Source organism: Streptomyces sp. NPDC001617 (assembly GCF_053596855.1).
The window spans coordinates 1-17,857 of record NZ_JBSFHA010000035.1 but is presented as its reverse complement, the minus strand read 5'-3'; the positions used below and the strand labels follow the sequence as shown (position 1 = coordinate 17,857).

General features: G+C 72.7%; 16 protein-coding genes. 8 read left to right on the top strand and 8 right to left on the bottom strand.

Features of this window, described 5'->3' with window-relative positions; genetic code table 11:
- Nucleotides 1–38 precede the first annotated feature (38 nt).
- Nucleotides 39–1,163, bottom strand: coding sequence for a TDT family transporter (locus tag ACWC09_RS25325; RefSeq protein WP_450852876.1), 1,125 nt, complete (start codon nucleotides 1,161–1,163; stop codon nucleotides 39–41).
- A 70-nt stretch (nucleotides 1,164–1,233) separates the two neighbouring features.
- Here ACWC09_RS25325 and ACWC09_RS25320 point away from each other — a divergent pair, with 70 nt between their 5' ends.
- A complete protein-coding gene (locus tag ACWC09_RS25320) occupies nucleotides 1,234–2,172 on the top strand; it encodes a LysR family transcriptional regulator (RefSeq protein WP_450852875.1) in 939 nt (312 codons plus the stop codon).
- Between the two features lie 384 nt (nucleotides 2,173–2,556).
- Here ACWC09_RS25320 and denD read toward each other — a convergent pair whose 3' ends face one another.
- From denD to ACWC09_RS25300, 4 genes are all read right to left on the bottom strand, one after another.
- The gene (denD, locus tag ACWC09_RS25315; protein WP_450852874.1) at nucleotides 2,557–3,561 is read right to left on the bottom strand and encodes a D-erythronate dehydrogenase; all 1,005 of its coding nucleotides are present in this window, start codon (nucleotides 3,559–3,561) and stop codon (nucleotides 2,557–2,559) included.
- Nucleotides 3,562–3,579: 18 nt separating this feature from the next.
- The gene (locus ACWC09_RS25310) at nucleotides 3,580–3,723 is read right to left on the bottom strand and encodes a CGNR zinc finger domain-containing protein (RefSeq protein ID WP_450852941.1); all 144 of its coding nucleotides are present in this window, start codon (nucleotides 3,721–3,723) and stop codon (nucleotides 3,580–3,582) included.
- Nucleotides 3,724–3,920: 197 nt separating this feature from the next.
- Nucleotides 3,921–4,607, bottom strand: a complete 687-nt coding sequence (locus ACWC09_RS25305; protein ID WP_450852873.1) for a gamma-glutamyl-gamma-aminobutyrate hydrolase family protein — start codon at nucleotides 4,605–4,607, stop codon at nucleotides 3,921–3,923.
- A gap of 115 nt (nucleotides 4,608–4,722) precedes the next feature.
- A complete protein-coding gene (locus ACWC09_RS25300; RefSeq protein WP_450852872.1) occupies nucleotides 4,723–5,457 on the bottom strand; it encodes a FadR/GntR family transcriptional regulator in 735 nt (244 codons plus the stop codon).
- Nucleotides 5,458–5,542: 85 nt separating this feature from the next.
- Here ACWC09_RS25300 and ACWC09_RS25295 point away from each other — a divergent pair, with 85 nt between their 5' ends.
- Genes ACWC09_RS25295 through ACWC09_RS25285 form a run of 3 tightly spaced genes read left to right on the top strand, consistent with a single transcriptional unit; the run spans nucleotide 5,543 to nucleotide 9,093 of the window.
- Nucleotides 5,543–6,916: a glutamine synthetase family protein gene (locus ACWC09_RS25295; protein WP_450852871.1), complete on the top strand. Its 1,374-nt coding sequence runs from the start codon at nucleotides 5,543–5,545 to the stop codon at nucleotides 6,914–6,916.
- A gap of 8 nt (nucleotides 6,917–6,924) precedes the next feature.
- The gene (locus tag ACWC09_RS25290; RefSeq protein ID WP_450852870.1) at nucleotides 6,925–8,304 is read left to right on the top strand and encodes an aldehyde dehydrogenase family protein; all 1,380 of its coding nucleotides are present in this window, start codon (nucleotides 6,925–6,927) and stop codon (nucleotides 8,302–8,304) included.
- A gap of 6 nt (nucleotides 8,305–8,310) precedes the next feature.
- Complete coding sequence (locus tag ACWC09_RS25285) at nucleotides 8,311–9,093, top strand: 3-oxoacyl-ACP reductase (protein ID WP_450852869.1); 783 nt, start codon at nucleotides 8,311–8,313, stop codon at nucleotides 9,091–9,093.
- 270 nt (nucleotides 9,094–9,363) lie between these two features.
- On the opposite strand, the gene ACWC09_RS25280 is transcribed toward ACWC09_RS25285, so the two are convergent.
- A complete protein-coding gene (locus tag ACWC09_RS25280; protein ID WP_450852868.1) occupies nucleotides 9,364–10,566 on the bottom strand; it encodes an amino acid deaminase/aldolase in 1,203 nt (400 codons plus the stop codon).
- A gap of 1,430 nt (nucleotides 10,567–11,996) precedes the next feature.
- A complete protein-coding gene (locus ACWC09_RS25275; RefSeq protein ID WP_450852867.1) occupies nucleotides 11,997–12,359 on the bottom strand; it encodes a hypothetical protein in 363 nt (120 codons plus the stop codon).
- Nucleotides 12,360–12,537: 178 nt separating this feature from the next.
- Here ACWC09_RS25275 and ACWC09_RS25270 point away from each other — a divergent pair, with 178 nt between their 5' ends.
- Nucleotides 12,538–13,353, top strand: coding sequence for a hypothetical protein (locus ACWC09_RS25270; protein WP_450852940.1), 816 nt, complete (start codon nucleotides 12,538–12,540; stop codon nucleotides 13,351–13,353).
- Entirely contained in the window at nucleotides 13,350–14,516 is a 1,167-nt protein-coding gene (gene mycP, locus ACWC09_RS25265) for a type VII secretion-associated serine protease mycosin (RefSeq protein ID WP_450852866.1), read from the top strand. The genes ACWC09_RS25270 and mycP overlap by 4 nt, the downstream gene beginning before the upstream one ends.
- 13 nt (nucleotides 14,517–14,529) lie before the next feature.
- Here mycP and ACWC09_RS25260 read toward each other — a convergent pair whose 3' ends face one another.
- Nucleotides 14,530–15,531 (bottom strand): serine hydrolase, encoded by a 1,002-nt coding sequence (locus ACWC09_RS25260; RefSeq protein ID WP_450852865.1) that lies wholly within the window; start codon nucleotides 15,529–15,531, stop codon nucleotides 14,530–14,532.
- 161 nt (nucleotides 15,532–15,692) lie between these two features.
- Between ACWC09_RS25260 and ACWC09_RS25255 the strand changes: the two genes are divergently transcribed.
- Together ACWC09_RS25255 and ACWC09_RS25250 are read left to right on the top strand one after the other, a co-directional pair.
- Nucleotides 15,693–16,448, top strand: coding sequence for an SseB family protein (locus ACWC09_RS25255; protein WP_450852864.1), 756 nt, complete (start codon nucleotides 15,693–15,695; stop codon nucleotides 16,446–16,448).
- A 52-nt stretch (nucleotides 16,449–16,500) separates the two neighbouring features.
- Nucleotides 16,501–17,778 carry an IS701 family transposase gene (locus ACWC09_RS25250; protein WP_450852863.1) on the top strand — a complete coding sequence of 426 codons (1,278 nt, stop codon included), beginning with the start codon at nucleotides 16,501–16,503 and terminating at the stop codon, nucleotides 17,776–17,778.
- Nucleotides 17,779–17,857 lie beyond the last annotated feature (79 nt).

Below are 17,857 nucleotides of genomic sequence, written 5' to 3'. Positions count from 1 at the left end.
GGTGGCGGTGTCGATCCCGGGGCTGAGCTGTGCGCTCGTCAGCGGACGGCATCTGACGTGGCACGGACCGTCGTTGACGGAAGCACCACGCGTACGGGGCGAGGCCCTGCGAGCAGCGCGCCGCTGAGCAGACCCCGCGCGGTGTGTACGGCGGCGGTGCCCCACGCGGCGACGAGGACGACGTACAGCCCGACCGCGAGCCAGTCGTACACGGCGAGCCCGAGGTGCCGGGCCAGCGCTTCCGCGCCCGTGACGCACGTACCGATCGGAAACGTGAACGCCCACCAGGTCATCGCGAACCCCATCCCGTGCCGGCGGGCGCGGACGACATGAGCGGTCGCGAACACCAGCCACAACAGGGCGAAGCCCATGACCGGCACGCCGTACAGCACGGCGAGCACACCGAAGCCCTCGCCGTACGGCGCCGGTACGACCCCTGGTGCCACGTCGGCGAACTTGCCGACGGCGGTCGTGGACTGTCCGAGCGGGCCCAGCACCAGGAACAGCGTCGGCGTGAGGGCGACGGGCAGGGGCCCGCCGGTGACCAGCCGGGCGAAGACCAGCGGCAGCATGAGCAGCGTCGCGAACAGACTCAGCCCGAACAGCGCGACGCATGCGAGAAGCAGGGTCTCCCGCGGCTGCCCCGGCGGCAGATACGGCACGAGAAGCGGACCGAGCGCCGCGGACACCATGGGCGCGACGAGGGGCAGCAGCCACACGGGCGTTGCCTGCTGAGGCTCCACCTTGTGCCGTACGGCCATGAGGTACGGGACCGCGACGGCGGCCGCCAGCCCCACCACGGTCCCGGCGGTGAACAGCGCGGCGTCGAGCGCGAGGGCGGCGTCGAGGCCGATCCAGTCCCGGCCCACGGTGAGCGCACCGCCGCCGACGGCCAGCAGGGCCATGGCGAGGCAGCCGTAGAAAGGGGCCGTCGCCGGGTCGAGGAGGTGGGCGCGGGCCTGGTCGTGGTGGTGCGTCCAGTGCAGGGCGCGGGCGACGAGCAGCGTCAGGAGGAGGGCGAGGGAGAGGAACCAGAAGGCGCCGCAGACGGTGCGGAGGCCGGGGACGCCGAGCGGGAGGGTCACTCCCGCGGTGGCGACGATGGCGGTGCCCATGACGGTGGCGTACCAGTTGGGCCCGAGGTGACGGACGGCGGTGACCATGTGTCCACACTCTCGCCGGGAGACCACCGCTACCAGGGACTCTGTCTCTATGGGGACATAAACTGGGGTTATGAGCGAGTCGGAGCAGCGATCGGACACCGCCCGTTCCGTGCCTGGGGGGTCGCTGGCGCACCGGGTGCCGGATCTCGGGGCGCTGGAGCTGTTGCTGGCGGTGGCGCGGCTGGGGAGTCTGGGCGCGGCGGCTCGTGAGGTGGGGATCACCCAGCCGGCCGCCAGCAGTCGGATCCGGTCGATGGAGCGGCAGCTCGGGGTGGCCTTGGTGGACCGTTCGCCGCGAGGGTCGCGGCTGACGGACGCCGGGGCGCTGGTGACGGACTGGGCGCGGCGGATCGTGGCGGCGGCGGAGGCCTTCGACGTGGGCGCGCAGGCGCTGCGGGACCGGCGGGACTCGCGGCTGCGGGTGGCGGCGAGCATGACGATCGCGGAGTATCTGCTGCCGGGCTGGCTGCTGGCGCTCCGTGCCGACCGGCCGGACACGGCGGTGTCCCTGCTCGCGGGGAACTCAGCGGCGGTGGCGGAGCGGTTGCTGTCGGGGGAGGCGGATCTGGGGTTCGTGGAGGGGGTGAGCGTCCCCTCGGGGCTGGACTCGGCGGTCATCGGCCACGACCGCCTGATCGTGGTGACGGCGCCCGGGCATGCGTGGGCTCGGCGCCGACGGCCGCTGGAGGCCTCGGAGTTGGCGGCGACGCCGTTGATCCTGCGGGAGAAGGGCTCCGGGACGCGGCAGGTGCTGGACGCCGCGCTGGGCGGGCTGGCCCGGCCGTTGATCGAGCTGTCCTCGACGACCGCGGTGAAGGCGGCGGCGGTGAGCGGAGCCGGTCCTGCGGTGCTGAGTGAACTGGCCGTGGGGGAGGAGCTGGCGATGCGGCGGCTGGTGCGGGTGCCGGTGGAGGGGGTCGCGCTGGCGCGGGAACTGCGGGCGGTGTGGCCCACGGGGCATCGGCCGGTGGGGCCGGCTCGGGAGTTGTTGTCGTTGACGCGGGGGTAGGTGTCCTCGCTGCCGCATGGGGGCCGCGCCCCCAGACCCCGCTTCGGCTTTGTGTGGGCTTCGGTCTGGGACGCCGCTTCGGCTTTGTGTGGGCTTCGGTCTGGGGCGCCGCTTCGGCTTTGTGTGGGCTTCGGTCTGGGGCGCCGCTTCGGCTTTGTGTGGGCTCGGTCTGGGGCGCCGCTTCGGCTTTGTGTGGGCTTTGGTCTGGGGCGCCGCTTCGGCTTTGTGTGGGCTTTGGTCTGGGGCGCCGCTTCGGCTCTGCGTGGGCCTCGGCCCCGGACGCCGCTTCGGCCCTGCGCGGGCTCGGCCTGGGACGCCGGACGGGCTGAACTTCCTGACCGGCGCTGGGAGGTGGCCGCGGCCTGCGGGGATCGGCCGGGCTCCTCAACCGGCCGACGCCGCCTGGTCGTTGATGTGGTCCCGGATGATCGACTCGAAGTCCGGGTCGGGACGCAGGCCCAGTGCGGCGGCCCGGGTGTGGTCCACGGCCGCCGGCCAGGAGCCGACGATGGCCTCGGTCGCGGGGTCGGGGGCGAGTGTCACCAGGTCGGCCACCTGCGACCCCGCCACGCGGCGCAGGGTGGTCAGCATGTCCGCCACCGTGACCGTGAGGGCGGGGAGGTTGACCGGGAGGGTGCCGTCGAGGTGGCCCGGGGCCGTGCCGCGTTCCACCTCTGCCAGGCGGAGCAGTCCCTCCACCGCGCGGCGTGGTGAGGACAGGGCCACCCGGAGGTCGGGGCGGACGGGGCAGATCGCCGGGGCGCCGGACAGGGGCTCTCGGACGATGCCGGACAGGAAGCCCGACGCGGCCGCGTTCGGCCGGCCCGGGCGGACCGTGACCGTCATCAGACGGGCCACGCGTCCGTCGACGAACCCCCGGCGCGTGCAGTCCGCGATCAGCTGCTCGCAGACCAGCTTCTGGGTGCCGTAACTCGTGCGGGGCACGGGGAGTGTCGACTCGCTGACCCTCGGCGGCAGCGGGAGTGTCGGGTCGCCGCCGTAGACCGCGACGCTGCTGGAGAAGACGAGACGCGGCACCGGCCCGCCGGACGCCGACTGGGTCCGGGCGGCTTCCAGCAGGGCGCGCGTCACATCGACGTTGGCGCTCATACCGAGGTCGAAGTCCGCCTCGCACGCGGCCGACACCGCCGCCGCGAGATGGATCACCAGGTCGACCCGCTCCGCGAACACCTCGTCGAGGCGGTCGGCCAGGTCGCCGTGCACCACCTCCACGAGCGGGTCGGCGCACACCGGCGCCTTGGGCCGTACGACCTGGTCGACGAGCACCAGCCGGTCGATCGGCTCCCCACGGAAGGTGCGCCGCGCGAGCAGGGCGGCGGCCACCCGGCCTCCCAGAAAACCGAAGCCGCCCGTGACGACGATCCTCATGCGCTGTCTCCTCGCTGTCTACTGCCCCGCACGTGAACGGGCCTGGTGGAGGCGGACCTTGGTGCGGTTGCCGCAGCGGGCCATCGAGCACCAGCTGCGGTCGCCCGCGGGGGAGCGGTCCACGAAGCGCAGGGCGCAGCGCCCGGAGCCGTAGACGCGCAGCTACCGTATCCCCGCGGAGAGCAGGAACTCGATCGCCGGCCTCGCCGCCGGCCGGGCCGACGCCGCCTCCGGCGACACCCTCGCCCACGGCGACCTGCGCGCCGGCACCATGCTCCTCACCGCCGACGGCCGCGTCGTCTTCGTCGACTGGCCGCACACGGTGCGCGCTGCCCCGCTCGCGGCACTGGCCGGATTGCTCAGGACGCGGCTCGGACCAGGGCCTGCATGACCCGGAGGTCGTCACCCATCTCGGGGTGCCACTGGACGCCGAGCACCCAGCAGTCGGCGGACGGCACCTCGATGGCCTCCACCGTCCCGTCGGCCGCGTACGCCGAGGGCATCAGGCCCGAGCCGAGCCGGTCCACGGCCTGGTGGTGGTACGTCGGTACGGAGACCTCCTCCGGGGCGATCTCGGCGTACCGCGTCCCCGGCACCGGCTTGACCGGGTGCCGGCCGAAGACGCCGACGACCTCGGCGTGGCCGTCGATGTGCTGGACGAGGGTGCCGCCGACGGCGACGTTCAGCAGCTGCATGCCCCGGCAGATGCCGAGCAGCGGTACGCGGGCCGCCAGGGCCGCGTCGATCAACGCCAGCTCCCAGGCGTCCCGGGCACGGGCCGGCGGGCCGGTGCGGGGGTGGGGCTCGGCGCCGTAGTGGACGGGCTCGACGTCCGGGCCGCCCGCGATGACCAGGCCGTCGAGCCGGGCGACGGTCGCCGCCGCCAGCTCGGGTGAATCCGGCGGCAGCATCGCGACCAGGCCACCGGCCCGCTGCACCAGCCGTGGATAGCCGACCGGCAGCAGCGCGGCCTCCAGCTCCCACATGCCCCAGCGCGCCCCGGCCTCCAGATACGTGCTGACACCGATCAGCGGCCTGCCCGCCATGCGCCCTCCCGATCCCCTAATGGACTACTCCCATACCTTTTCTCAGGAGTGCCCCACAGGGCAAGGCTCTCTGGAGTGCCCGACAGGGCGAGACCGGCCCCGGTCCTTCGGCCGGTCACGCCAGGAATCCCCGCAGCAGCGCCGCCGTGCCCGCGCAGTGTTCCCGCATCATCTCCCGCGCCCCGTCCGCGTCCCCGTCGAGGACCGCCTCGACCAGGGCGATGTGCTGGCGCTGGGAGTGCTCGAGGTTGCGGACGAGGAGCGGTATGCAGTCGAGCAGGTCGTTCACCGAGGCCCGTACCGCCGCGTACTGGGCGGTGAGCGTGGGCGAGCCGCAGAGCTCCGCCAGTGTCAGGTGCAGCAGGGTGTCCAGGCGCCGGTAGTCGGCGAGCGGTGCGTCATGCGTGCGGGCCAGTGCCTCGCGCAGCCGGTCCGCCTGCTCGTCCGTCAGCCCGTGCGTCGCGCACAGCCCGGCGGCCCCCACCTCCAGCACCTCCCGGAAGCGCAGCACGTCCTCGATGTCGACCTCGGTGATCCGCCGTCGCAGCTCGTCCTCGCCGCCCGCGTCCGACTTCGGCAGCACGAAGGTCCCGCCGTATCGCCCGCGCCGCGACTCCACCAGCCCCTGGTCCTGGAGCACCTTGAGCACCTCGCGCAGGGTCACCCGGCTGATCCCCAGCCGCTCCGCCAGCTCCCGCTCGGCCGGCAGCCGCTCGCCCCCCGGCACCAGGCCCAGCCGTACGACCTGCAGGATCTGCTCCAGCGCCTCCTCGAAGCCGTTGCCCGCCCGCACCGGCCGCAGCACCGGCGTCAGTCGGTCGTCGAGACTGCCGTCCTGATCGAGCGACATCCCGCCGCACCCCCTTCCCAAGCAATGGTTCTCGCGAATACCTTATGGCTTCCGGCTGACCGTAGAAGCCGAAGGAGGCTTTCCCGTGGCAGACCGCACACCCCCGCTCTCCGTCGAGGAGCTGCACGCCCTCGTCGCGAGCGGTGAGATCGACACTGTCGTCCTGGCCTTCCCCGACATGCAAGGGCGGCTCCAGGGCAAGCGGTTCGCCGCACGCTTCTTCCTCGACGAGGTCCTCCACCACGGCACCGAGGGCTGCAACTACCTCCTCGCCGTGGACACCGATATGAACACGGTGGACGGCTATGCCATGTCCTCCTGGGACCGGGGATACGGCGACTTCGCCATGCATCCGGACCTCAGCACCCTCCGGCGGGTTCCCTGGAACGCCGGTACGGCGATGCTCATCGCCGACCTGGCCTGGAACGACGGCTCCCCGGTCGTCGCCGCCCCGCGCCAGATCCTGCGCCGCCAGCTCGACCGCCTCGCCGAGCACGGCTTCACCGCCAAGGTCGGCACCGAGCTGGAGTTCATCGTCTTCAAGGACACCTACGAGCAGGCCTGGGACGCGGGCTACAGAGGGCTGACGCCGGCGAACCAGTACAACATCGACTACTCGGTGTTGGGCACCGGCCGTATCGAGCCCCTGCTCCGCCGTATCCGCAACGAGATGGCGGGCGCGGGGCTGACCGTCGAGTCCGCCAAGGGCGAGTGCAACCCCGGCCAGCACGAGATCGCCTTCCGCTACGACGACGCCCTGGTCACCTGCGACCAGCACGCCATCTACAAGACCGGCGCGAAGGAGATCGCCTCCCAGGAGGGCGTCTCCCTCACCTTCATGGCCAAGTACAACGAGCGCGAGGGCAACTCCTGCCACATCCACCTCTCCCTCGCCGACGCGGCCGGCAACAACGCCATGCCGGGAGGACCGGAAGGGGGCGAGGGCGGCATGTCGGACGTCATGCGGCACTTCCTCGCCGGGCAGTTGGCGGCCCTGCGGGACTTCTCGCTGCTCTACGCCCCCAACATCAACTCTTACAAGCGGTTCCAGCCTGGCTCCTTCGCCCCGACCGCCGTCGCCTGGGGGTACGACAACCGCACCTGCGCGCTGCGGGTGGTGGGCCACGGACGCTCTCTGCGCTTCGAGAACCGTCTGCCCGGCGGTGACGTCAACCCGCACCTCGCCGTAGCCGGGCTGATCGCGGCCGGGCTGCACGGCATCGAGCAGAAGCTGGAGCTGCCCGACGCCTGTCCGGGGAACGCGTACGCGGCGGAGTTCGAGCACGTCCCGACCACCCTGCGCGAGGCCGCCGAACTCTGGGAGAACAGCCCGATCGCCAAGGCCGCCTTCGGCGACGAGGTCGTCGCGCACTACCGCAACATGGCACGCGTCGAGCTGGACGCCTTCGACGCCGCGGTCACCGACTGGGAGCTGCGCCGCTCCTTCGAACGCCTGTGAGGCCCTTCTTGTCTGCCGAGTCCGCACCTGAAGTGCTCGAAGTACTCAACCCCGCCACCGAGGAGGTCGTCGCCACCGTCCCGGCCGCCACCGCGGCCGACGTGGACGGGGCAGTCGTACGCGCCACGGCGGCACAGGCGAAGTGGGCCGCGCTGGCGCCGGCGGACCGCGCACGGCTGCTGCGCCGGTTCGCCGCGAAGGTCGACGAACACCTCGAAGAGCTGGCCCGGTCGGAGGTCCGCGAGGCCGGGCACACCGTCGGGAACGCCCGCTGGGAGGCCGGCAACGTCCGCGACCTGCTGGACTACGCGGCCGGGGGAGTGGAGCGGCTGACGGGACGGCAGATCCCGGTGGCCGGCGGCCTCGACGTCACCATCCTCGAACCGCTGGGTGTCGTGGGCGTGATCGCGCCCTGGAACTTCCCGATGCCGATTGCCGCCTGGGGCACGGCTCCCGCCCTGGCGGCAGGCAACGCCGTCCTCCTCAAGCCCGCCGAGACGACCCCGCTGACGGCGCTGCGGCTGGCCGAACTCGCCCTGGAGGCGGGCCTGCCCGAGGGCCTGTTCCAGGTGCTCCCCGGTCACGGCCCCGTCGCGGGAAACGCCCTCGTCGAGCACCCGGGCGTCGCGAAGATCGTGTTCACCGGGTCGACGGCCGTCGGTAAACAGGTGTTGGCGAAGGGCTCGGCGCTCCTCAAGCGCGTCACCCTCGAACTCGGCGGCAAGAGCCCCAACATCGTCTTCGCCGACGCGGATGTCGAGGCCGCCGCCGCAGCGGCTCCGATGGCCTTCCTCGACAACTCCGGCCAGGACTGCTGCGCCCGCACCCGCATCCTCGTCCAGCGCTCCGCCTACGACCGGTTCCTGGAGCTGCTGGCCCCCGCGATCGAGGCGGTGACGGTCGGCGACCCGGCCGACGAGACGACGGACATGGGCCCGTTGATCTCCAAGGTCCAACTGGAGCGCGTCCGTTCGTACGTCGGCGACGACCTGAAGGGCATCCGCGGCAAGGCCCCCGAGGGCCCCGGCTTCTGGTTCCCGCCCACCGTCCTCACCGATGTCGACCCGCACGCGCGCGTGGCCGTCGAGGAGGTCTTCGGCCCCGTCGCGGTGGTCCTCCCCTTCGAGGACGAGGCGGACGCGATCCGGCTCGCCAACGCCACCGACTACGGCCTCTCCGGCTCCATCTGGACCCGTGACGTCGGCCGCGCCCTGCGCGTCTCGGGGGCCGTCCGCGCGGGCAACCTGTCCGTCAACTCCCACTCCAGCGTCCGCTACTGGACCCCCTTCGGCGGCTTCAAGCAGTCCGGCATCGGCCGCGAGCTCGGCCCGGACGCGCTGACCGCCTTCACCGAAACCAAGAACGTCTTCATCAGCACGGAGGCCTGACCGCTCATGACCGAAGAGAACATGTGCCGCCGGTTGGCCGGCCGTACCGCCGTCATCACCGGAGCCGGCAGCGGCATCGGCCTCGCCACCGTGCGCCGGCTCGCCTCCGAGGGCGCGCACGTCGTCTGCGGCGACGTCGACGAGGCCCGCGGCAAGGCGGCCGCGGACGAGGTCGGCGGGATCTTCGTGAAGGTCGACGTCACCGACCCGGAGCAGGTCGAGGCGCTGTTCAAGACGGCGTACGACACCTACGGCAGCGTCGACATCGCCTTCAACAACGCCGGCATCTCCCCGCCCGACGACGACTCCATCCTGGAGACCGGCCTGGAGGCCTGGAAGCGCGTCCAGGAGGTCAACCTCACCTCCGTCTACCTGTGCTGCAAGGCCGCCATCCCCTACATGCGGCGGCAGGGCAAGGGCTCCATCATCAACACGGCGTCCTTCGTGGCGCGGATGGGCGCGGCCACCTCCCAGATCTCGTACACCGCCTCCAAGGGCGGCGTCCTCGCCATGTCCCGCGAGCTGGGCGTCCAGTTCGCCCGCGAGGGCATCAGGGTGAACGCCCTCTGCCCGGGCCCGGTCAACACCCCGCTCCTGCAGGAACTGTTCGCGAAGGACCCCGAGCGGGCCGCCCGCCGCCTGGTCCACATCCCCGTCGGCCGGTTCGCCGAGGCCGAGGAGATCGCCGCCGCGGTGGCCTTCCTGGCGAGCGACGACTCCTCCTTCGTCAATGCCACCGACTTCCTGGTGGACGGCGGAATCTCGGGCGCGTACGTCACGCCTCTGTAGGCCCGAGGGGGGCAAGAGGGTACGGTCCACGCGAATGCGACAGCTTCTCGCGTGGACCCTGGCCGCGGCCGCCCCCACCGCAGCCCCCAGCCGCCCCCGCCTGACCGCCCGTTGGTACGGGCGACAACCGCGCCCACCTCCAGCCCGCCGCCGACGTCGGTGACGCCACGGGCGCGCGTCTCGTCGTCAACCGCAACAAGCCGGAGCTGACGTGCCGTGCCTACGACGACCGGACCAGAGTGACACCGTGTACTGATCCGGGATCATCGGCTAAAGGAACGTGTGGCCTTCCCCGCGGTACGTCGGGACGGTCGCCGTCACCGCGTCCCCCTCCACGAGGTGCAGCACGTCGAAGCGCTCGCACAGCTCACCGGCCTTGGCGTGCCGGAACCACACCTTGTCACCGAGCAGCAGGTCGTCGGCGGGGGAGCCGAGCAGCGGGGTCTGCACCTCGCCGGGCCCTTCCTGGGGGTCGTAGCGGAGCCCCTCGGGCAGGTAGGGGACGGGGAGCCGGTCACGGCCGGGCGCGCCGGAGGCGGGATACCCGCCGCCGAGGACCGTCACGACCCCCACCCCCGGCCGCCGTACCACCGGCTGGGCGAAGAGGGCGGCCGGACGCCCGCTGAAGGACGTGTAGTTGTCGAAGAGCCGCGGCACGTACAGCCCGGACCCCGCGCCGATCTCGGTGACGGCGTCCTCGGAGGCGGTGGTCTGCACACTCCCCGTACCACCGCCGTTGACGAACTCCAGATCGGGTACGACGGCCCGCACGGCGCGCACCACCTCACCGCGCCGCTCGGCGAGTTCACGGCGGGCGGTGGCCTGCATCAGCCGTACGGCACGGGACCGGAAGGGCTGCCCGGCGACGGAGTCGCCGACGCCCGCGATATGGCCCTCGTAGGCCATGATCCCGACGACCTTGAAGCCGGGCCGCCGGGCGACGGTACGGGCGAGGTCGGCGACTTGGGCGGGCGAGTGCAGCGGCGAGCGTCGCGCACCGACCCGCACCCGCCCCCCGAACAGCTTCAGTGAGGTGTCCAACTCCAGGCAGACACGGATGACTTCACGGCCTCCGTCGCGGGACTCGTCGATGAGCCGGAGCTGCGCGGGGTCGTCGATCATGACCGTGACGGCCGCGGCCAGCTTGGGGTCGGAGGCCAGCTCGGCGAACCGGGCCCGGTCGGCGGACGGGTAGGCGAGGAGGATGTCGTCGAAGCCGCCGCGCGCCAGCCACAGCGACTCGGCCAGTGTGAAGGACATGATCCCCGCGAAGCCGTCCCTCCCCAGCACCCGCTCCAGCAACGCCCGGCAGCGCACGGACTTGCTGGCGACGCGGATCGGCTTGCCGCCGGCCCGGCGGACGAGGTCGTCCGCGTTGGCGTCGAAGGCTTCCAGGTCGACGATCGCGAGAGGAGCGTCGAGGTGGGCGGTGGCCCGGTCGTAACGGGCCCGGTCGGAGGCGCGCGCAGTCATGAACGAAGCCTGCCAGACAGGATTACCGCAGGGTAGGGGGACGTTCCGGGCAGATGCCCCGGGGGTGTGGACTGGTTCCCGTTCTGACAGTGGCAAGCCGTAGAGTGACGCGCACGTACGGCGGAACGGCTGCGGTCGCAAAGCCTGCACCGGGATGGCGGTCCGTCCGCGCGGGTATGCGTGCCCGGGACGGACCGACCGCGCCGGCCCGGCGCAGATCGATTGAGCGCAAGGACGACGGCCCACGTACGACTAGTCGGCCCGGGGGGACGAGGAAACGGGGGGTGCATGAGCAGGGAAGCGCAGCACGCCTCCTTTCCGCCTCGCCCGTCCCGGCCGCCGACAGTGGGCGACGGCACGGAGGCCGAGGCACGGGGTGCCGGGGCCTCGGAGTCGCCCGAGCGACCGGTTACCGAAGCCAAGGGAACGAACGCAATGACCGACCGGCCGTCGCCGGAGGCTTCGACGCCGCGGGGCGCGGGTGCGTCGGCGCCCGCGGGAGGTTCCGGCGGGGTGTGGTCACCCTGGCGGGGCGCCGAGCCCTTCGACGCCTTCGGAACCCACACGGCCCCGACCGTTTCGCGCGCGGGGAACGAGAGCGAGACCACCTGGACACCGTCCCACCGCGCCGGCGGCGAGCGCCCGGCGGGTGCGGGGGGAGAGGGCGGCAGGGGGACGGGCGCGCGGATGAGTGCGGGTAGGGGCGTGGACGGCGGCGCAACTCCGGGTGCGGGTTCGGGAGCGGAGCCGGGCACGGGCACAGGGCCAGGTGCGAGCACAAGGGCAGGCGCGGGCGCACGCGCGGGCGCGGGTGCCGGGGCAGCCGCGAGCGCGAGCGCACGCGCGGGGTCGGGCGCAGAGTCGGGTGCGAGCGCACGCGCGGGGTCGGGCGCAGAGTCGGGTGCGAGTGCACGCGCAGGCTCGCGCACCGACTCAGGTACGGGCGCCCGCGCAGGTACTGACACCAGTGCAGGCGCAACCGCGGAGGGAACCGGAGCCCACTCCCCGGGCAGCCAACCTCACGTCCCCCACCGCCCGGCACGCACGCCCAATTCCATGAACCCGCAGAACCCGCCCCCGCCACAGGCCTCGGCCCGCTTCCCGGACACCCCGCCGTCGGTGCGCCGCGAGCCACACGCCGACAGCACCGCTGCTGCATCGCCACCGGACACCGCCGTACCCCCGCGCCCGCCCCACCGCCCCACGGCGGCCCCCACCGACGCCACACAGCACCGGAGTGCCACCGCGCCGCCGCCCCCGGGCACGACCGCCCCACCTCCCATACCGACGCCCCACCCGGCTTCCGCCCAGTCCGGCTCGGCCCACCGTCCTGGTTCGGTCACGCCGCCGATGCCGCAGGAGCGGCCTGTTTCGGCGTCTGGTGAGGGGGTTGGCCGTCCGGGTGCTTCCGTGCCGCCGCCCAGCAGCGCTCACCCGGACGCGGCGAGGCCTCCCATGCCCTCCCCGCGTCCGGCCTCCACCCCGCCCGCCCCGGTCCGCGCTCCGGGCTCGGTCACCCCGCCGATGCCCAGGACCCGCCCCGATTCCGTGCACGCCGACGCCGTGCGTCGCCCCGCCCCGACCGCGCCTCCCAGGCCGGAGACCCGCCCAGGGGCTGCGGGTCCCATGCCGGAGGCCCGCCCGGGTTCCGCGGGCCCCATGCCGGATGCCCGAGTGGGGTCCACGCCTCCGGTGCCCGAGGGCCGACCCGGCTCGGCCGGCTCGGTGTCGGAGGGGCGCGGCGGCTCCATGCCGCCCGTGCCGGGGGCCCGTTCGGTTTCCGCGGGGCCCATGCCCGAGGTCCGTCCGGGCTCCGCCGCCGGTTCCGTCGGGGTCGGTGTGCCGCCCATGCCCGCTGCGGCGCCCGAGGTGCGGGGCGGTTCGCAGGCCGGGGGGGTGACGCCCGATCCTGCGCTGTCCTGGAGCGCCCCCATGGCCCCCGGTGGGGTACCCGGAGCCAGTAGGCCCGTTGTGTCGTTCGGAAAGCCCGAGGGCTATGACGAGCGGGCTCGGCCTCGGGTGCTCGGGCGGCGGCTGCGGTCGCGGGGTGCCGGGGTCGCCGCCTGTGTGGTGCTCGGGCTGGGGCTCATCGGGGGTGCTGTGACCGGGAGTTGGCTCGTGGGGGGTGATGGGGACGGGGGGAAGCAGGACACCTTCGTCGCCGCGCGGGGGCTCTGGCACAGCGTGCCCGTCGATGAGTTGTTCCCGAAGACCGTGGACGGAGAGGGCGCCGGGCCCGGCGGTGCCGACCGGACCTGGACGCGGATCGCCGTCGCGCCGGACACCGGGTGCGAGGGGGCGTTCGATCCGCTGCTGAGCAAGGCGCTCGCGCCCGTGGGGTGCCAGCGGCTGGTCCGCGCCACCTACACCGACGCCACCCAGAGCTTCGTCACCACTGTCGGGCTCCTCTTCACCAAGGCGGACCAGGCTTCCATGTCGTCCCTCGCCAAACGCTTCCAGGACGAGGACCTCGCCACCCGCACCGACCTCATGCCCCGCCCCTTCGCCGCGAAGAACACCATCGCCGCCCGCTTCGGGACGAAACAGCGCGCCTCCTGGACCGTCTCCGTCCTCACCGACGCCCCCGTCGTCGTCTACTCCGTCTCCGGCTGGGCCGACGGCCGCACCGTCGACACCCCCCAACCCGCCGAACAGGCCGAGCAGTCCGGCGCCACCACACCCCCCGCCCAGGCCGGCCTCGGCAACGAGGCCCAGGGCCTCGCCGACCGCATCGAACGCGCCCTGAGGAAAGACGTGAGCACCCCGCCCTCGGAGCGGCCGTCATGAGACGTCGCTCCGCCGCCCTGAGCGCCCTCCTCGCCGCGTCCCTCGCGCTCGTCCCCTCCACCGCGGCGCACGCCGACGGCATACGCGCCCAGCAGTGGGCCCTCGACGCCATGCACACCCAGCAGGCCTGGCAGACCACCAAGGGCAGGGGCATCACCGTCGCCGTCCTGGACACCGGCGTCGAGGCCGACCACCCCGACCTCGTCGGCAACGTCCTGCAGGGCAAGGACATGATCGGCTTCGGGGCGAAGGAGGGGGACCGTGCCTGGGCCCGGCACGGGACCGCCATGGCCGGCATCATCGCCGCGCACGGACACGGCCCCGGCGACGCCGACGGCGTCATGGGCATCGCCCCGGAAGCCAAGATCCTTCCCGTCCGCGTCATCCTGGAGGACGGCGACACCGCCCGCGGCAAGGCCCGCTCCACCCGCGGCAACGCCCTCGCCGAAGGCATCCGCTGGGCCGCCGACCACGGCGCCGACGTCATCAACCTCTCCCTCGGCGACGACTCGGCCTCCGCCCACCCCGAGCCCGCCGAGGACGAGGCCATCCAGTACGCCCTGAAGAAGAACGTCACCGTCGTCGCCTCCGCGGGCAACGGCGGCAAGAAGGGCGACCACGTCTCCTACCCGGCCGCCTACCCGGGCGTCATCGCCGCGACCGCCGTGGACCGCTTCGGCGTCCGCGCCTCGTTCTCCACCCGCCGCTGGTACGCCACGGTCAGCGCCCCCGGCGACGACATCGTCATCGCCGACCCCGACCACAAGTACTACCAGGGCTGGGGCACCAGCGCGGCCTCGGCCTTCGTGTCGGGCGCGGTGGCGCTCATCAAGGCCGCCCACCCGGGCCTGACCCCGGCCCAGATCAAGCAGCTGCTGGAGGACACCGCCCGCGACGCCCCGGTCGGCGGCCGCGACGACTCCCGCGGCTTCGGCATGATCGACCCGGTCGCCGCCCTGAAGGCCGCAGGCCGGACGGACCCGAAGCGCCTGCAGCCGGCCTCGTACGGCGAGAAGTACTTCGGCTCCGGCCCGGACGCCGCCAAGTCCGATGCCGACACCAGCGACTGGGCCGCCCCGCTCGCGGGCAGCCTCGGCGGGGTCCTGCTGGTGGTGGCCGTGGTGCTGTGGCGGGGCCGCCGCCCGCGGTACGACCGCTTCTGAGCGGCGGACTCCCTTACGAGACGGAAGCCGTCGCCGAGGCCGACGGGGACACCGACGAGCCGTCACCGTCCCCCGCGAACACCGAAACCGCCGCCTTCGCCGCCGCCTCGACCAGGGAAATCCCCTTCGCCTGCGTCGAGTTGCCCTTGGAGAGCGCGGCCACCAGGTACGCGTGGCCGTCGACCGTCACACGGCCGATGCTGTTGATGTCCCACAGACCGGTGGCGCTCCGTGCCAACCAGCCGTTCTTCAGGGCCCACTTGGAGCCGTCCGCGGCGGCGGACACACCCCAGTGCTGGTCGGCCTCTATCTGCCCCATCAGCTCCTGGACGTACGCCCGCGAGGCCTTGCTCAGCTTCGAGTCGTCCCCGAACACCTGCTGGAGCAGGGTGAGTTGATCGGCCGCCGTGGTCTGGGTCAGCCCCCACAGCGCACCGTCGCCGCCCTCGGTGCCCGTCAGCCCGAGCCGCTTGTTCGCGGCGTCCAGCCCGTCGGCCTTCCCGATGGTGTCCCACAGCGCCGAAGCGGCCGTGTTGTCACTGTTCTCGATCATCGTGGTGGCGTACGACTTCTCGGTCGCCGTCAGATGCCGGCCCGCGTCCTGCGCCTGCAGCAGCAGCGTCGCCAGGATGTCGACCTTGACGATGCTCGCCGTGTCGAAGGCACCGCTCCCGTACGTGGCGCTGTCGCCGGAGTCCAGGTCCAGCACCGCGACGGAGACCTTCGCCTTGCCCGCGACGGCCACCGACTTCAGCGCCTCGGCGAGCAGCGCGTCGTGGTCCACCGCCGGCTCCGCCACGGGTTCCACCGATTCCTCCACGCCGGCCGTGGTCGAGGAGGAGGCCGACGCCGCCGACGATACGGGGCTCGCCCCCGAGTGCGCCTGCGCCTTCACATACACCGTCCCGGCGGCCGTACCGCCCACGACGGCGACCACGGCGAGGGCGGTGTAGAGCAGAGGGCGCGTCCGGGACGGACGAGCGCGGCGGCTTCGGCGGGCTCTGGAGGACTCCATGCCCGCGATGCTCGGGGCGGCGACTGTGCGCGCCGTTAGACGGAAGTTAGATGTGTGTCAGGGAAATCTGAGAAAGCCGTGAAGTCTGTGAACCCCCGGTTTCCGGGACCGCACAAGCCCAGCAGCATCCCCCCGATATCGGCCCGATAGGGTCGGTGACCGTGGCGAACAAGAACATTCCCGACCCCGGCTTCTCCGACGACGACGGCTCCGCCGACCCCCGGCTGAGCGCGGCGCTCGCCGCCTGGGCCGAGGACCGCACCGCCGTCGGCCCGGTCCTGGAGGCCCTCAGGGGCGCCCGGCTGCTGGTCCCCGTGGTGGCCGTGCTCGGCGAGGTCGAGGAGGACGAGAACGGACTGCGCCGCGAGAAGACCAGCGACATGGCCGTGCCGACGCTGAAGGCCGGATCCCGGACCGCCCTGCCCGCCTTCACCTCCACCGACTCGCTGGCCCGGTGGGACCCGGCGGCCCGCCCCGTCGCCGTACCCCTGCACCAGGCCCTGCAGGCCGCCGCGCACGAGAAGGCGGACACGGTGGTGCTGGACCTGGCCGGGCCGGTGCCCTTCGAGCTGGCGGGACCCGCCCTGCTCGCGCTCGCCGAGGGCCGTACGACGACCGACCCGCTCGCCGACCCGGCCGTACGGGAAGCGGTACGGGAGGCGGTCGCCGCCGAGTCCGCCGTACTGCGCGCGCACCTCGGGCCCGGACAGGCCGACGGCACCCTGGCCCTCGTGCTCGATCCCGCTGTCGCTCCGGCCGAGGCGGCCCGGGCGGTCGCCGAGCGGCTGGCCGCCGACGAGACACTGAGGGCCCGCCTGGTGCGCGGCCTCGACCTGGCCCTGCTGCCGGCCGGGGCGACGCCGCCGGGCGAGCCCTTGTACGTACGGGAAGGCAGTGAATCCACCGCCCTGGACTAGTAGTGCTTCGTTAGGTGTAGGCGTTTGTGCTGATCAAGAGCATCTTGAAAGTGTGGACACGCATGAAGTGAACCGATTACGGGCTGCGTTGGGGCTGTTCGTGGCGGATGTGTTCGCCTCGGTGCCGCGTACGGATCAGCGAGCCAAGGGTGAGTGCTATCTGCGTGGGCTGATGCTGGATGGCCGGCGCAAGTCGATCCAGCCGATGGCCGCGCGTCTGCCGGATGGGAACATGCAGGCCCTGCAGCAGTTCGTGAACCAGTCGCCATGGGATCCGCTGCCGGTCAGGCAGCGGATCGCTGAGCGGCTGTCCGAAGTCGTCAGGCCCGAGGTGTGGGTGATCGACGACGTGTCGTTCCCCAAGTGCGGCAGGGCGTCGGTCGGGGTGGCCCGTCAGTACTGCGGAGCGGTGGGCAAGCGGGCGAACTGCCAGGTCGCAGTCAGTGTCCATGCCGCCACCGACACCGCCTCGTGTCCCTTGGAGTGGCAGTTGTATCTGCCGCGGGAGTGGACGGACGAGACGGATCGCTGCCGCAGGGCAGGCGTCCCCCAGGAGGTGGTGGTGCATCGGGAGAAGTGGCGCCTGGCGCTCGGCCTGCTGGACACACTCGCCCAGTGGCAGTTGAAGGCTCCGGTCGTGGTTGCTGACGCCGGCTACGGCGTCAGCACACCGTTCCGGCTCGGTCTCCAGGAGCGAGGGCTGACCTATGTGCTGGCCCTGCAGGGGAAGGAAGTCGCTCATCCGGAGGATGCCGAGCCGCACCAACCGGCTTATGGCGGGCTCGGGCCGCCCACCCTTCCCCGCTACCGCACCCCGCCGCGAGCCCTCTCCACCCTCGCGGCGGAGGCGGGTGCGGAGCGATTCTCCGAGGTGACCTGGCGGCAGGGCAGCAAGGGCGTGATGACCTCGCGGTTCGCGGTGCTGAGGGTGCGGCCCGCGGGCAAGCAGTCCCTGGCCGCCGCTCAGGAGGCGGGCGGGGGCCGCAGCCGGTGGGACGGTGTCCTGCCGGTCCAGACCGTCCTGGTCGAATGGCCGGACGGCCAGGACACTCCGACGGACTACTGGATATCGAACCTTCCTGCCACCACACCGACCGCTGACCTGGTGCGGTGGGCGAAGATGCGCTGGCGGATCGAACATGACTACCGCGAGCTCAAACACGGCCTGGGACTCGACCACTTCGAAGGCCGCACCTGGCGCGGCTGGCACCACCACGTCACCCTCGTCACCGCCGCGCAGGCATTCCTCACCCTTCGCAGGCTCGACCCAAAAGTCGAGGCACCGGCCCGAGCCTCTACCAGACCCTCGACGCACTACAAGACTTGCTGAGGTGCTGGACCGGCACCTGCAGCACCTGCGGCCGCCCCCTCAAAACCGGCAGAACCAGAACCTAACGAAGCACTACTAG

What these genes read in the sequence shown, in the direction of transcription:
- ACWC09_RS25325 (WP_450852876.1), bottom strand. Translation starts at nt 1,163, where the DNA reads ATGGTCACCGCCGTCCGTCACCTCGGGCCCAACTGGTACGCCACCGTC.
- ACWC09_RS25320 (WP_450852875.1), top strand. Translation starts at nt 1,234, where the DNA reads ATGAGCGAGTCGGAGCAGCGATCGGACACCGCCCGTTCCGTGCCTGGG.
- denD (WP_450852874.1), bottom strand. Translation starts at nt 3,561, where the DNA reads ATGAGGATCGTCGTCACGGGCGGCTTCGGTTTTCTGGGAGGCCGGGTG.
- ACWC09_RS25305 (WP_450852873.1), bottom strand. Translation starts at nt 4,607, where the DNA reads ATGGCGGGCAGGCCGCTGATCGGTGTCAGCACGTATCTGGAGGCCGGG.
- ACWC09_RS25300 (WP_450852872.1), bottom strand. Translation starts at nt 5,457, where the DNA reads ATGTCGCTCGATCAGGACGGCAGTCTCGACGACCGACTGACGCCGGTG.
- ACWC09_RS25285 (WP_450852869.1), top strand. Translation starts at nt 8,311, where the DNA reads ATGACCGAAGAGAACATGTGCCGCCGGTTGGCCGGCCGTACCGCCGTC.
- ACWC09_RS25280 (WP_450852868.1), bottom strand. Translation starts at nt 10,566, where the DNA reads ATGACTGCGCGCGCCTCCGACCGGGCCCGTTACGACCGGGCCACCGCC.
- ACWC09_RS25275 (WP_450852867.1), bottom strand. Translation starts at nt 12,359, where the DNA reads ATGGGCCCCGCGGAAACCGAACGGGCCCCCGGCACGGGCGGCATGGAG.
- mycP (WP_450852866.1), top strand. Translation starts at nt 13,350, where the DNA reads ATGAGACGTCGCTCCGCCGCCCTGAGCGCCCTCCTCGCCGCGTCCCTC.
- ACWC09_RS25260 (WP_450852865.1), bottom strand. Translation starts at nt 15,531, where the DNA reads ATGGAGTCCTCCAGAGCCCGCCGAAGCCGCCGCGCTCGTCCGTCCCGG.